Below are 14,806 nucleotides of genomic sequence, written 5' to 3' on the forward strand. Positions count from 1 at the left end.
GTAAGAACATTGAATGTGTTAAGAACTGAAAACAGCTTTCCAGATTAAAGAATTTGCTTGGCGACCATAGCGATTTGGACCCACCTGATTTCCATTCCGAACTCAGAAGTGAAACGAATTAGCGCCGATGGTAGTGTGGGGCTTCCCCATGTGAGAGTAGGACATCGCCAGGCTTTAAATTTAGACTTAAATGTCTAACCAGTGCGGAGCGGTAGTTCAGTTGGTTAGAATACCGGCCTGTCACGCCGGGGGTCGCGGGTTCGAGTCCCGTCCGCTCCGCCACTTATTTAGAAACCCAGTCTTCGGACTGGGTTTTGTCGTTTTAACGCATAATAATTTCCCTTTCAAGTAATGAGTCCCGGTTGCCCGCAACCTCGCATTAGGTGTCCCCACCGACTCGCCATTTATTCAGACAAAGCCCTAAACTACGCGTTCCGGCAGAAATGCTAGGGCTTTAATTATATGGTCCGCCCCACTCTCAAGCCCTTAAGCTTAGAGTAGGCTCTCAGAATGAGGTGAACCATATGTCTTCTATTCATATTTTAGGTATCGACCTAGGCAAGCACTGTTTCCACGCTATCGCTCATAACCGTTCAGGTGCGGAAGTATTACGTCGCAAGTTTAATCGAAACCAACTCCAACATTTCCTTTGTAAAACCGAACCAACAACCATTGCTTTCGAAGCTTGTGGTGGTGCTCATTGGCTTGCTCGTAAGTGTGGTGAATACGGCCATCAAGTTCGACTTATTCCTCCCCAGTACGTTAAGCCTTATGTCAAAGGCAACAAAAATGATTTCATAGATGCATCAGCAATCGCAGAAGCCGCTGGTCGACCAACAATGAGGTTTGTCGCGGTAAAAAGTGAAGAAGCCCAAGTCATCGCAGCGATTCATCGTGTCAGAGATGGTTATATCAAGGAGAGAACGGCCGCAATGTCTCGAATTGGGGCTATCTTGCTTGAGTTCGGCCTGAGTTTTCCAAAGGGGCATGCAAAGATGAAGTCTCTCTTCCAATGGCTAGCAGAGCAAAAAGCGTCTTTACCAGAAAGCTTACTCGGTGAATTAGTGTCCATCCACGAGCACTACAAATACCTTAATGAACGAGTCAAAGCTCAAGACAGTAAGCTTCAAGCTGTTGTTAACAATAACGAAAGTGCACAATTGCTGAAAACTATCCCTGGCGTTGGCGACCTCACATCGACGTTGTGTGTTGTTGATGTAAGTTCCCCAAGCAACTTCACCAATGGTCGGGAAATGGCAGCTTGGTTAGGACTTGTACCAAGACAATTCTCTACGGGAGGAAAGACCAAGCTACTTGGCATGAGTAAACGAGGCAATAAACATCTCAGAACTCTGTTTATCCATGGAGCAAGAGCAGTTCTCTCAAGGCTAGCTTGGGCGGTGTTGTACCACCGCCAAGCTTTTAAGGCTGTATAGCTATAACCAAGTTTGCAACGTCAATGAACGTGATGACAAAAACGGTCAATCGACCAGATTAAGTACCTGACACAAAAAATAGCGTTAAACGCTTTGGGCTTTTTAAGGATAATCTGGCGCAGATATCATCGTGGAGCTGGGAAGCTAGTGCTCCCAACAAGGACTCCGAATACATTAGCGCAAACCAACTTCGTTATGACTTAATTGTAGTTGCAATAACGGGGCGGACCATACATTTTCGTACTTAAATTTTACACATTCTAAGTAATGGTCTTTATATCAATCTGGAAAATTAGCTGATCAGGTTAATCCAATCTCTTGTGCACATTTTTGTGCTTTCCAAGAAACGATTCCATGCTCTACATACCTTTTCTACAATGTTGTCGCAGTCCGTATAAGTTTGGTTCGCAAGATAGCATTGGCGTAACCAATTCCATACTTGTTCAATGGGGTTCGGCTCAGGTGAATAGGGAAGGGCGTTTAGTGATCGTTACATTATCAAGAGGCTCATCAATATCATCGGTGTGCCATCCTGCACCATCCATGATCACAACAGCAAATCGACCTTCCTCCACCACCACCTTTGATATTTGGGAAAGGTGCACAATCATAATGGTTTTGTTTACTCAAGGAACGACAATCGCCTCTCGTTGGGCAGACAGTAGCGAAATAGATAGGTCTACTCAAATCGCTATTGCTTCACTGCTATCGGTATTGTTCCTCGTATGCCCCTCAGGCGAGTGGTTGTATTTTTCTGGCCAAATTTAGCTTCATCTTGAAACCAGACATCAGCAGCTTCATGGCTTATGTGTCCTAGGAGCTTCAAGATCGTTTCAATTTTGAATTTTCTAAATAGTCTTGGATTAGTTGGGATTGCTGAGGGGGATTTAGAGCGTAATATTATCCAAGAAAAGCTAATCAGATCATGTTTTTACCCAAATTGGTATAAGAGGGGGGTTAAGAAACCTTTTGGATTCTTAAGTTGGTTGAGTGCTGTCGCTTAATATCAGGGATACAACAGTGATGAAGAGTCACTTGATTGCGTCCAGAGTGCTTTGAGTAATACATGGCTTTATCAGCGTTAATCATGAGCTCTTTAGTACTAGATACTTGCTCGTCATATTCTGCTACACCAACACTCACTGTTGTGCTGATCTCGATACCATCGATTTTACATGGCGTATTTTGAATCAAGTCTCTAATTCTTTCGGCGACATCATAGGCTTGTATCGCAGTGGTATTGGCTAAGATAACGGAAAACTCTTCTCCCCCCAATCGACCAATAAAATCAGTACCACGAATTGCACGCTGGCAGAGCTTTGCTACGTGATGGATCACTTGATCTCCGGAAAAGTGACCTACTTGATCATTAATCTCTTTAAAATGATCAATGTCGATCATTACGCATGAGAAGGTTTGAGATAGGTCTAAATGCGAGCTGAGAGCTTTATCTAGGTTGGTTAAGAATGCTCGACGATTCATTACACCAGTTAGCTCATCGGTCTCTGAGAGCGTTTTAAGGCGTTTTTCAAGCAGGTGTGTTTTCGTTACATCGCGAACGGACCAAATCACCCAATTTTCGTCACGATAAGGACTTTCGACAGGTTTGATTATTGCTTCAAACCAGGTTTCTTCTGGGTTCTCTAATGCCTCTAGCTCTTCTATAGGCATTAATAGATGGTCTTGTAAGGCAATGCTGTATTTGACGACTTTAGGCTCGTTAGAGCGTATTACATCATCAATATAACCGATCAACTCGGCTGCTTTGCTAGATGAAAGGACATCACTCAGATTAAGGTTGGTGTAGCTTTCAGCATTGAAGCTCTTTGAATGGTAAGTGCCGCCAAAGCTTTCTATATAGAAGCCTTGTTCATTGAGGATAAAGACATGATCAGGGAGAGTATTTAGAATAGCGTAAAGCCACTCTTCCCTTTCTTTATAAATCATGAAGTTAATTCCTTTATCCAACGTAAGCTCTTGATTATATCTGTTTAAATTGAGTACACAATCAATACTGATCACACTTCAATGTATCGAACTTGGTTAAGACAGGTTCATAACGTGACAAAGGGCTGACAAGGAAAGTCATATTTAGCGTATAGGCAATAAAAAAGGCTTAGCCGTTGTTGGCTAAGCCTTTTTTACAAAATTACTGTACGAACTAGTATTAGTTCATGCCGTATTTTTTAAGTTTCTTGCGAAGAGTACCGCGGTTGATACCCATCATAGTTGCTGCGCGAGTTTGGTTACCGCGAGTGTACTGCATGATGGTATCTAGTAGTGGCTGTTCAACTTCAGCTAGAACTAATTCGTATAGTTCTGTTACTTCCTGGCCGTTTAGTTGAGCTAGGTAGTTTTTAAGAGACGCTTTAACAGAGTCACGTAAAGGCTTTTGAGTAATCTGGTCTTGTGACGTTACTGTAGTTACTGTTAATGCTTCTGAAGTCAGATTTTGTTCGAACATATTCGGTCTAGCTCTTCTCTTAATTATGATGCAACGTTATCAAAATAACCTTCTAACGCTTCAAGTTGCAGCTCAGCTGCATCGATAGCGTTGAAGGTACGGCGAAACTCACTTGCGTGTTCATGCTCTTTTAGGTACCAACCAACGTGCTTACGCGCGATACGTGGACCTAAGAACTCTCCATAGAAATCATGTAGAGCGTTTACATGACCAAGCATAATGGTTTTCACTTCCTCACTTGGAAGCTCATCCATTGTGGTGCCGTTTTCCAAATAGTGATGGATTTCCTGGAAAATCCAAGGACGACCTTGGGCAGGGCGTCCAATCATTAAAGCGTCAGCACCGGTGTACTCCAGTACAAACTTCGCTTTCTCCGGGCTATCGATATCACCGTTTGCGATAACCGGAATGGATATAGCGTGTTTAACTGCTTTAATGCTGTCGTATTCGGCCTCACCTTTGTACATACAGGCTTTCGTTCTGCCATGCAGAGCGAGAGCTTGGATGCCGCAGTCTTCGGCTAATTTAGCGATTTGGACACAGTTTTTGTTTTCTGTGTCCCAGCCAGTGCGGGTTTTTAACGTTACAGGAACGTTTACCGCGTTCACTACCGCAGTCAAAATCTCTTTGATGATGTCTGGGTACTGTAGCAGTGCTGAACCCGCCAGCTTCTTATTCACTTTTTTTGCTGGGCAGCCCATGTTGATGTCGATGATTTGTGCACCATTTTCAACACTGAATTGAGCTGCATCGGCCATAAGCTGTGGATCGGAACCGGCAATCTGTACTGAGCGAATGCCCGATTCGCCTTCATGTACCATGCGCTGTTTCGACTTTGACGTTCCCCATAGTTTCGGGTTTGCAGACATCATTTCACTGACGGCCATTCCCGCACCATAGCGAAGACACAACTCGCGAAACGGTCTATCCGTTACACCAGCCATAGGGGCTACGATTAGATTGTTCTTAAGTTGATAGTTTCCGATTTTCAAAACGTCATCACAGTTCTGTACCAGCAAGGGCGCGCATTTTACGCATTTTTTCACTGCGTGAAAAGACTAATATTTGAGCATTTACAAATTGTTTTGTTAATTTGTATGAAATTCAGACAATTAGCCCTGAAAACCTTGTCTAGCCTTGCTTACGACCAGAGATACGACACCACTCACTTTGCTCAGCGATTGGGTCAATGTGAAGCTCGTCACGATAATGGTTCGCAACATCTTCAGCTTGAGTATCTAAAACACCCGACATCGCAAGGTCGCCATTTGGCTTCACTAGACCTTTAATGATTGGCGCAAGTTCACGTAGAGGACCTGCAAGAATGTTCGCTACCACGACGTCTGCGATTAGGCCTTCAGGTTGATTTTGAGGTAGGTACACTTCAAGTTGGTCTGCAACACCGTTACGTTCAGCGTTGTCGCGAGATGCTTGTAGTGCTTGAGGATCGATGTCGATCCCGATGACTTTTTCTGCGCCTAGTTTGATCGCAGCTATCGCTAGGATGCCTGAGCCACAGCCAAAGTCGATAACTGTTTTACCAGACAGATCCAGACCCTCTAGCCACTCAAGACACAATGCTGTTGTTGGGTGAGTACCGGTACCGAATGCAAGACCTGGATCGAGCATTACGTTTACCGCGTCTGGCTCTGGGATTTCACGCCAGCTTGGGCAAATCCATAGACGCTCACCGAATTTCATTGGGTGGAAGTTTTCCATCCACTCACGTTCCCAGTCTTTGTCTTCTAGCTGTTCTACTTTGTAAGCAAAATCGTCCGCTAGCATGTTGCTTGCTTTGATTTGAGTGATGATGAAGTTTGTATCAGCTTCTGCATCGTACAGTGCCAGAATGTCAGTATCGCCCCATAAGCGAGTCTCGCCAGGTAGAGGTTCGAATACAGGCGTATCCTGCGCGTCTAGGAATGTTACAGACAGCGCACCAGTCTCTTCCATTAGCATGTCGCCGATTTGCTCAGCGTTTTCATTGGTCGCGTTGAGTTTGATTTGAATCCAAGGCATTTGTTTTTGCTCTTAAAGTGAATGAAGTGGCGCAGAGTTTACCAGAACTCTACGATTTGTTTGAGTATAGACTTTATACAAAACAAAAATGCCCACAGATGTGGGCATTTATTATGAGGTTAGCGAAGGCTTATTGTAGGCCTAGCTTCTTCTCTAGGTAGTGAATGTTTGCACCACCGTGTTGGAAGTTCTCATCATTCATGATTGACTCTTGTAGAGTAACGTTAGTCTTGATGCCTTCAATGATCATCTCGCCTAGAGCGTTCTTCATACGTGCAATCGCTACATCACGGTTCTCACCGTAAGTGATCAGTTTACCAATCATTGAATCGTAATGAGGTGGTACTGTGTAGCCTGTGTAAATGTGAGATTCCCAACGAACGCCCATACCGCCTGGCGCGTGAAAGCGTTCGATCTTACCTGGTGAAGGTAGGAAACGCTCTGGGTCTTCTGCATTGATACGACACTCAATCGCATGGCCGCGGATCTTGATGTCATCCTGAGTGAATGACAGTGGCTGACCTGCTGCTACGCGTAGCTGTTCTTTGATTAGGTCAACACCGGTAACCATTTCTGTTACTGGATGCTCAACCTGAATACGAGTGTTCATTTCGATGAAGTAGAACTCACCGTTCTCGTATAGGAATTCAAATGTACCTGCGCCGCGGTAACCGATTTCTACACATGCACGAGTACAACGTTCACCGATGTACTTACGCATTTCTTCTGTGATACCTGGTGCCGGTGCTTCTTCAACAACCTTCTGGTGACGACGTTGCATAGAACAGTCACGTTCACCTAGGTGGATAGCGCCGCCTTGGCCGTCAGCAATCACTTGTACTTCAACGTGACGAGGGTTTTCTAGGAATTTCTCCATGTAAACCATGTCGTTGTTGAACGCCGCTTTTGCTTCTGCACGTGTCATAGCGATAGCTTGAACAAGGTCCGCTTCAGAGCGTACAACACGCATACCACGACCACCGCCGCCACCAGAGGCTTTGATGATTACCGGGTAGCCGATACGCTTAGCGTGAGCTTTGTTTTTGTCTTCGTCGTTATCTAGTGGACCGTCGGAGCCAGGAACACAAGGAACGCCAGCTTTTTTCATTGCGTTGATTGCTGACACCTTATCACCCATCATGCGGATGGTGTCTGCTTTAGGACCAACGAAGATGAAACCGCTGCGCTCTACTTGTTCAGCAAAGTCTGCGTTCTCAGATAGGAAGCCGTAACCTGGGTGAATCGCAATCGCACCAGTCACTTCTGCTGCAGAAATGATGCGAGGGATGTTCAGGTAGCTATCGATACCACGAGCAGGACCAATACAAACTGTTTCGTCCGCTAGTAGTACGTGCTTAAGATCGCGGTCAGCGGTTGAGTGCACAGCCACAGTCTTAATGCCTAATTCTTTACAAGCGCGAAGGATGCGAAGTGCAATTTCGCCTCGGTTCGCGATGACTACTTTATCTAGCATAAGGGATGCCCCGCTTATTCGATTACAACGAGTGGTTGGTCGAATTCAACTGGCTGGCCGTCTTCAACTAGGATTGCAGTTACAACACCTGATTTGTCCGCTTCGATTTGGTTCATCATCTTCATTGCTTCAACGATACATAGCGTATCGCCAGCATTTACGCTCTGACCCACTTCAATGAACGATTTTGCGTCTGGGCTTGGAGAACGGTAGAAAGTACCAACCATTGGAGAAAGAACTTGGTGACCTGCAGGAACTGCTGCTGGTGCTTCTGCTGCCATTGCTGGTGCGTCTGCTACTGGAGCTGCTGCCACTGGTGCAGGTGCTGCTACTGGAGCTGCTGCGTAATGAACTGGTGCTGGAACAGCTGCAGGGCCACTACGGCTGATGCGTACTGACTCTTCACCTTCAGAGATTTCTAGCTCGGCAATGCCAGACTCTTCAACTAACTCGATTAGCTTCTTGATTTTACGAATATCCATCTTTTCTTTCTCTTTTATCTTGTGATTAAGACAACCCAAAGGGCTGCAGAGTGTTTGGTTTACTTTGCCTGCAATTTTGCGATTGCTGCAGACAGAGCGAATTCATAACCTTGAGCGCCTAAGCCACAAATCACGCCTACTGCCTTGTCCGACAAGTAAGAGTGGCGACGGAACGATTCACGTGAATGAATGTTCGATAGGTGCACTTCGATAAATGGGATGGCCACGCCAAGCAGCGCATCACGCAACGCAATACTGGTATGAGTGAAAGCCGCTGGGTTAATGATAATGAAGTCCACGTTGCCGTAAGCTGCATGGATAGCTTCAATCAGTTCGTACTCACGATTCGATTGCAGGTGTTCAATTTCCACCCCAGAGTTGTGAGCTTGTTCAGTCAATGCGTCAACAATCTGTGCTAGGGTGTTGTTACCGTAATGTGTCGGTTCACGCAGACCTAATAGATTAAGATTTGGTCCGTTTAGAACTAGAATCCGTGACTTTGCAGACATTATGTTGCTATCTTCCTTTATCGTGAGTGGAACGTTTATATTCCCAAATATACGATAATTCAGCACGATTTTTTTGTTAAAACCGAGCAAATTTTAAAAAATCGACCAAGATTATAGCTAATTCACAGCAATTAGCAGCAATTTACTGGTCTAATCTCCCAATGCCCCCTGTCGTTTCTGTAACCAAGTTAACAAAAACAACATAATTGCCATGTGGTTATTGTGGTTTATTTTGCGTTTACGCACAAAAAAGCCACCATATGCAATGGTGGCTTTTAGGGCTAGTGTTTAAAACAGGGGCAGGGTGTTATACCAGTTCTGCTTTCTCTGCAATCAGCTTGTCTACAACACTTGGATCTGCCAGTGTCGAAGTATCACCTAGGTTGCTGGTATCACCCGTTGCAATCTTACGTAGGATGCGGCGCATGATCTTACCAGAGCGAGTTTTCGGTAGAGAATCTGTCCAGTGCAGCACGTCTGGTGTCGCGATTGGCCCAATCTCTTTACGTACCCAGTCTTTCACTTCTTTGTGCAACTCTGCTGATGGGAATTCACCATCATTAAGCGTGACGTATGCGTAAATTGCCTGACCTTTGATGTCATGAGGAATACCGACAATCGCTGCTTCCGCAATCTTATTGTGTGCAACCAGTGCTGATTCAATCTCTGCGGTACCCATTCGGTGACCTGAGACGTTTAGTACGTCATCTACACGACCTGTAATCCAGTAGTAGCCATCTTCGTCACGACGCGCGCCATCACTGGTGAAGTACATACCTTTGAAGGTCGAGAAGTAGGTTTGCTCAAAGCGCTCATGGTCGCCGTAAACGGTACGCATCTGACCAGGCCATGAATCAAGGATCACCAAGTTACCTTCTGCTGCGGTTTCTTCGATGATGTTACCCATGTTATCCACGAGCGCAGGTTGTACGCCGAAGAATGGGCGAGTTGCAGAACCTGGCTTAAGATCGGTTGCACCTGGTAGTGGCGCAATCAAGATGCCGCCTGTTTCTGTTTGCCACCAAGTATCCACGATAGGTGAATTCTCATTACCAATGGTCTTGTAGTACCACTCCCATGCTTCAGGGTTGATAGGTTCACCTACTGAGCCCATTACACGCAAGCTTGAGCGAGATGTCCCTGCTACTGCTTCGTTGCCTTTCGCCATTAGGGCGCGAATCGCTGTTGGCGCAGTGTAGAGAATGTTTACTTGATGCTTATCAACCACTTCACTCATGCGAGCTGTGCTTGGGTAGTTTGGTACACCTTCGAACAGAATGGTTTTTGCGCCGTTCGCTAGTGGACCGTAAATGAGGTAAGTGTGGCCCGTAATCCAACCCACATCCGCCGTACACCAGAACGTTTCACCTTCTTGGTAATCGAACACGTATTTGAAAGTCATGGTTGCGTACACTAGGTAACCACCTGTGGTGTGCAGCACGCCTTTTGGCTTACCTGTTGAACCTGAAGTGTAAAGAATGAATAGAGGGTCTTCCGCTTTCATTTCTTCAGGTGGGCATACATCAGAAACAACAGCCGTTGCTTCGTGCCACCAAACGTCACGGTGTTCGTGCCAATCAATGTCGCCGCCCGTGCGTTTTAGAACGACAACTTTGTCGATGGTTTTTACTTCTGGGTTCGTCAGTGCTTCATCAACGTTTTTCTTCAGTGGTACTGCGCGACCACCACGAACGCCTTCGTCAGCGGTGATAACGATTTTCGCATCTGAGTCGATGATACGACCGGATAAGGCTTCTGGTGAGAAACCACCAAATACTACGGTATGAACCGCACCAATACGCGTACATGCCAGCATTGCGATAGCCGCTTCTGGCACCATTGGCATGTAAAGACAAACCACGTCGCCTTTGTGTACGCCTTGCTCTTTTAGCGCGTTAGAGAACTTACACACTTCTTTGTGCAGTTCGTTGAATGTAAGGGTTTTGTCGTCAGCAGGATCATCTCCTTCCCAGATGATCGCGACTTCATCGCCACGCTCGGCAAGGTGGCGGTCAATACAGTTTGCAGATACGTTCAGCGTGCCGTCTTCGAACCAGCGAATGTCGACGTGACCAGTATCGAACGAGGTGTTTTTAACTTGAGTGAATGGCTTAATCCAATCGACAACTTTACCGTGTTCGCTCCAGAAGCCTTCAGGGTCGCTTACCGACTGCTGATACATGGCTAGGTAAGTGTCATTATCCGCATGCGTATGGTTTTTAATGTTTTCTTTTACCGGATAAACGTGGGCTTCGCTCATGGCTTCTCTCCTTGTGCCTTTAATTCTCGACCTTCGTCTTTTGTAGGGCTGTGTTCGCTCTTGGTTTATGTGTCATCAAGAACGTTGCTGTGCATATAACTGTCAGTCACAGCGCGTATTTCCACAATTAGACTTTAGGATGAGAGTGAGTAATGCGCTGTGATATTGCTGAAATAAAAGCGATTGTGGGAGGTGGATCGAAAGCTGAGTCTTAAACCTATTAGGTATACGGTACGCTCAGGTTAGGTAAATCGCCTTTGGTCAGGCGTACATACACTAAAGCGGCGGATTTTGCGTCTTGCAGGGCATCGTGTTTGTCTTGAATCGGCAGTTCAAGGTGCTTACAAATTGCATCAAGACTTAAGTCGAAGTAGGCGTTAGGCAAATGACGTTCGAGCTTATCGTGATAAATCTGGCTCACCTCGATTAATGGGTTGGGCAGTGGAAAACCTAAATGCCTCAGACAGGCGAGGTCGAGGATCTTTTTGTCATAGCGAATGTGGTAGCCGACTAAAGGACGATTGCCGATAAAGTCGAGCAGCTTGATGAGTGCTTCTTTTTCGCTGATGCCATCCACCAAATCTTGGTGGCGGATATGGTGAATTTTCACTGAACCTGAATCGAGTGATTGCGGGGCGCGTAGTCGAACTTCGAACGGTTTACTGGTGATGATGCGATTATCGATGATTTTGGTCGCAGCGATGGTGACCAGCTCGGCACGATTTGGGTCCAAGCTGGTGGTCTCGCAATCGAGAGAGACAAATTCGCCTTTTTGCGGCGAACAGAACAGTGGCTGATAAGGTGAGCCTTTCAGCTTGTAATGCCAGTATTTCCTTTGTAGCCAATTCATCCCTGTTACCTCTCGTCTTATTTGCCTAAAAGACTCTAATCACGGATTTGATAATGGAAGCCCAAGAACTGCTTAAACTTCTTCACTACGTGTAAGCTGTGGCGCAGCAGGTCTCGTTCTGTCCTGTCTAACTGTTTGATATCGATATTGTTCAGTGCTTCCTGCTTACTCAATTGCTGGTTCAAACGGATCTTGAAGAACAGCTTCAGCGCTTCGTTGAGGTTGTCTGCGGTTTCTGGTTCTAAGATGCGTTTGTTTCTCAGTGCTTCGATACGCTCGAAGGTGTTCTTCTCTTCAATCGCGTATTCCAATGCCAAAGTGCGAATGCCATGCACGATAGGGAAGATGCCGCCGCGCTTTATATCCAGCCCATCTTTAGCACTTTTTACGTTACCAAACAGAGTAAGAGGCACGGAAAATTGCAGAGCAGGGCGAGTGAAATCGGACAGAATCAACATGCGATCTTCCATGCTGTCTCTGAGGTGCTCGGCGATAGGCGTGAGCAGCTCTCGATTGCCTGCGACCGCATGAGCGTCGCTGAAGATGGCTAAATCCATGATTTGTTCAGGCTGCGCTTTAGCAATCCAACCATCGAGCGTTTTAATCCATTCTTGTTGTGTTCGAACCCACTTCGGATTGTTAACCATGACTTTGCCAGGGCAGAGTGGATAGCCCTGTTGCTGCAAGGTGTGGGTGAGGGTTTGCATCACTTCGGAGCAATGTTCCCATTCCAACCCATCTTGGATGATCAGCGCATTGTCTTGATCGGTTTTGAGGATTTGTTCTCCACGACCTTCCGAGCCAAGCACGATCAAACAGCAGTGATCGTGCAGTGCTGGTGGCACCACAAGCTCAAACGCTTTTTCGATGATTTGTTCGTTTACGGCGGATATCAGCTCCATGATGAAGCGAGTGCGGATGCCATTGGTCAGCAAGCTATCCACCAACTGACGCTGTCGATTGGAAGCAAGGGCTAACTCTTCCACGCTACTGGCTCGTGCAATACTGAGTGTCAGTACGTGTGAGTGAGTGGAAAACGCACTGAGGATTTGCGTCATATCCAACATACCGACCGCTTGATTGCCTTCGCACACCATTAGACGTTTCATGCGATTGCGTGTCATGGTGATCATGGCGTTAAACAAGAAGTCACCATCATCCACGTGATAAACAGGGAAGGTAGCAATCTCAGTCACTGGCGTATCGAGTGGGTGGCCTTCAAGCATCACGGCATGAAGCATATTGGTTCGAGTCACTATCGCGTAGGGATGCGCCGATGGACATTGTTCTAAGCGCGGGTCCTCTTGGCTAAGCTGAACCAAAGCAGCATCGATGCCATTGTCCTTGAGTGTTTTGGTGACCTGATTAATTGGCATATCAGGTGCCAATAGCATTGGTGGATGATAGATGCTGCTATCGACTTTAGTCAGAATGAACTCCGCAAGGTTTTGCTGCTGCTGAGCCGCTTCAATGAGGGCTTGGCGTTTGGATAAGTTGTTATCGAAGTAGGCGGCGAACTGTCCGTTCTCGTTATACAGCTCAAGAAACACCTCTTTGGGCAGCAAGTACGAGAGGGTATCTTCTAGTGCTACATACTGATGGCGGACGCTTCCTTCGAATAACGAACGCACATCAAACATGTCGTCGTTAGCGTAGTGAGCAAACACTTCGTCTTGATCTTTTGAGCGCTCTTCTACCGCGCCTTTAATCAGTACGTGCAGATGAGGGTTGTCTTGCCCACAAGCTAAGATGACATCTCGCGTTCGGTAATACGCCACATCTAGAGATGAGCGCAGTCGATTTTGCTGTGCGTCGGTCAGGCGGTCGAACGGTGGAGATTGCATATTAAATTTGTCAGGCATGAGAGCACCTAAATTTGGTGGGAACACATTCTAAGTCTGACAAATTTCCCTGCCGAAGCCAGACGACTTTGGTCTAAATCGTCACAATCTAATTTTGCATTTCGAGAGCCTGTGCCATAGAGGAAACGGTAAGTTGCCGATTCTTCCCTTTTTCTATTACGCATTGCGATCCATAATTCCGCGTCCCAAACGTTTACGTGGTGGAAGTCTTTAGTTTTGTCGTTTTTAGGATATCTGTGATGTTGAAACCCTCTCCGTATGGCTGGATTTCCCAGTACTTTCTCGGATTCTTTTTTGCGTATGGCGTGTATCTGCCATTTTGGTCATTGTGGTTTAAAGAGCAGGGCGTTTCTCCGACAGACATCGGCCTGTTAGTCGGGCTGGGTTTAGCTACACGTTGTGTGGCGAATATGGTCATTACGCCACGTTTGCATAAGGTTGAACACATCATGCCAGCGCTACGCTGGTTAAGTTTTGCTGCCCTTATTTTTGTTGGCTTCCACTTTTTCACCGGCGGCAACTTCTGGTTAATGGCACTCGCCACTGTCTTGTTTAACTTGTGTTGTGGTCCTGTGGTGCCTTTATCTGATGCCATGGCTAACTACTATGCGCGTTTGAAGATGCTCGATTACGGTCGTACCCGCTTGTGGGGCTCTATTGCTTTTATTGCTGGCTCAACGGTGGTTGGGTATTTAGTGGCAGAATTTGGCTCTGATATGATTCTCTATACGGCAATGGCCGGGGTATTCATCTCGCTATTGTTTGTTATGCGTAATACCAACCCAATGCCTGTGACCCGTGGTGACCAGCATGCTGAACGTCCAAAGCTATCAGCACTACTTACTGATAAACCTGTGGTGAAGTTTCTTGTGCTGGTGGCGTTAATACAAGGTAGTCATGCGGCGTACTATGGTTTTAGTGCCATTCACTGGAAAGCTGCAGGTCATTCTGAAGATGTGATTGGTTACTTGTGGAGCTTAGGTGTAGCAGCTGAAGTTGCCGTGTTTGCGTTGAGTAAGCGTCTATTCGCTGGCTGGTCTTTGCGCACTCTGTTTGTGATTGCTGCCGGTGGTGTGATGCTGCGTTGGGGCATGACAGCCACGACGACTTCTATATTCGCATTAGTGGTCGTGCAAATGCTTCACGGCGTGACGTTTGCGATGGCACACATTGCCGCAATTCAATACATCCAAAACTCAGCAGAGAACAAGATGGTGGCATTGCAGGCGTTGTACAATGCGATTCCACTTGGTGCGTTTATCGCACTAATGACGGTGATCAGTGGCTGGGGTTATGAGCACTGGGGGGCGAGTATCTTCTGGTTGATGGCTGCGATGGGTTTTGTTGCGTTGTTCATCAAAGTTGAGCCTCAAAATGATGAAAGTAATGTGGTAGACCTATCAGCCAATGCACCTGAAGCACAGAATTAAGCTTCTGTGACAGAGATTAA

General features: G+C 46.3%; 12 protein-coding genes, 1 tRNA gene, 1 rRNA gene and 1 pseudogene. 4 read left to right on the top strand and 11 right to left on the bottom strand.

Annotated elements, in window-relative coordinates; genetic code table 11:
- Positions 1 to 56 precede the first annotated feature (56 nt).
- The 3 genes and pseudogenes from rrf to ACTS60_RS02565 all read left to right on the top strand — a co-directional run.
- Positions 57 to 173: ribosomal RNA gene (gene rrf / locus ACTS60_RS02555) — 5S ribosomal RNA — on the top strand.
- Between the two features lie 32 nt (positions 174 to 205).
- Positions 206 to 282: transfer RNA gene (locus ACTS60_RS02560), tRNA-Asp, on the top strand.
- Positions 283 to 524: 242 nt separating this feature from the next.
- A pseudogene (locus ACTS60_RS02565) lies at positions 525 to 1,403 on the top strand (IS110 family transposase); the annotation flags it as partial.
- A 491-nt stretch (positions 1,404 to 1,894) separates the two neighbouring features.
- Here the strand turns inward: ACTS60_RS02565 and ACTS60_RS02570 are convergent.
- From ACTS60_RS02570 to ACTS60_RS02620, 11 genes are all read right to left on the bottom strand, one after another.
- A complete protein-coding gene (locus ACTS60_RS02570; protein WP_440887014.1) occupies positions 1,895 to 2,047 on the bottom strand; it encodes a hypothetical protein in 153 nt (50 codons plus the stop codon).
- 346 nt (positions 2,048 to 2,393) lie between these two features.
- On the bottom strand, positions 2,394 to 3,383 hold the full coding sequence (locus tag ACTS60_RS02575) for a diguanylate cyclase (RefSeq protein WP_440887015.1): 990 nt from the start codon (positions 3,381 to 3,383) through the stop codon (positions 2,394 to 2,396).
- A 220-nt stretch (positions 3,384 to 3,603) separates the two neighbouring features.
- Positions 3,604 to 3,900 (bottom strand): DNA-binding transcriptional regulator Fis, encoded by a 297-nt coding sequence (fis, locus tag ACTS60_RS02580; RefSeq protein ID WP_000462885.1) that lies wholly within the window; start codon positions 3,898 to 3,900, stop codon positions 3,604 to 3,606.
- A gap of 23 nt (positions 3,901 to 3,923) precedes the next feature.
- Entirely contained in the window at positions 3,924 to 4,892 is a 969-nt protein-coding gene (gene dusB / locus ACTS60_RS02585; RefSeq protein ID WP_440887016.1) for a tRNA dihydrouridine synthase DusB, read from the bottom strand.
- A 139-nt stretch (positions 4,893 to 5,031) separates the two neighbouring features.
- On the bottom strand, positions 5,032 to 5,919 hold the full coding sequence (gene prmA / locus ACTS60_RS02590) for a 50S ribosomal protein L11 methyltransferase (RefSeq protein ID WP_440887017.1): 888 nt from the start codon (positions 5,917 to 5,919) through the stop codon (positions 5,032 to 5,034).
- Positions 5,920 to 6,049: 130 nt separating this feature from the next.
- Positions 6,050 to 7,393, bottom strand: coding sequence for an acetyl-CoA carboxylase biotin carboxylase subunit (gene accC, locus ACTS60_RS02595; RefSeq protein WP_440887018.1), 1,344 nt, complete (start codon positions 7,391 to 7,393; stop codon positions 6,050 to 6,052).
- Between the two features lie 14 nt (positions 7,394 to 7,407).
- Positions 7,408 to 7,875 (bottom strand): acetyl-CoA carboxylase biotin carboxyl carrier protein, encoded by a 468-nt coding sequence (accB, locus tag ACTS60_RS02600; RefSeq protein WP_440887019.1) that lies wholly within the window; start codon positions 7,873 to 7,875, stop codon positions 7,408 to 7,410.
- A gap of 59 nt (positions 7,876 to 7,934) precedes the next feature.
- A complete protein-coding gene (gene aroQ, locus ACTS60_RS02605; protein WP_440887020.1) occupies positions 7,935 to 8,384 on the bottom strand; it encodes a type II 3-dehydroquinate dehydratase in 450 nt (149 codons plus the stop codon).
- A 307-nt stretch (positions 8,385 to 8,691) separates the two neighbouring features.
- Positions 8,692 to 10,644 carry an acetate--CoA ligase gene (acs, locus tag ACTS60_RS02610; RefSeq protein ID WP_440887021.1) on the bottom strand — a complete coding sequence of 651 codons (1,953 nt, stop codon included), beginning with the start codon at positions 10,642 to 10,644 and terminating at the stop codon, positions 8,692 to 8,694.
- Positions 10,645 to 10,864: 220 nt separating this feature from the next.
- Positions 10,865 to 11,494, bottom strand: coding sequence for a 3'-5' exonuclease (locus tag ACTS60_RS02615; RefSeq protein WP_138941630.1), 630 nt, complete (start codon positions 11,492 to 11,494; stop codon positions 10,865 to 10,867).
- Between the two features lie 35 nt (positions 11,495 to 11,529).
- Positions 11,530 to 13,356 (bottom strand): DUF294 nucleotidyltransferase-like domain-containing protein, encoded by a 1,827-nt coding sequence (locus tag ACTS60_RS02620; RefSeq protein ID WP_440887022.1) that lies wholly within the window; start codon positions 13,354 to 13,356, stop codon positions 11,530 to 11,532.
- 239 nt (positions 13,357 to 13,595) lie between these two features.
- Between ACTS60_RS02620 and ACTS60_RS02625 the strand changes: the two genes are divergently transcribed.
- Entirely contained in the window at positions 13,596 to 14,786 is a 1,191-nt protein-coding gene (locus ACTS60_RS02625; RefSeq protein WP_010444143.1) for a 3-phenylpropionate MFS transporter, read from the top strand.
- Positions 14,787 to 14,806 lie beyond the last annotated feature (20 nt).

The organism is Vibrio sp. WZ-1 (assembly GCF_052037695.1).
Lineage (GTDB): Bacteria > Pseudomonadota > Gammaproteobacteria > Enterobacterales > Vibrionaceae > Vibrio.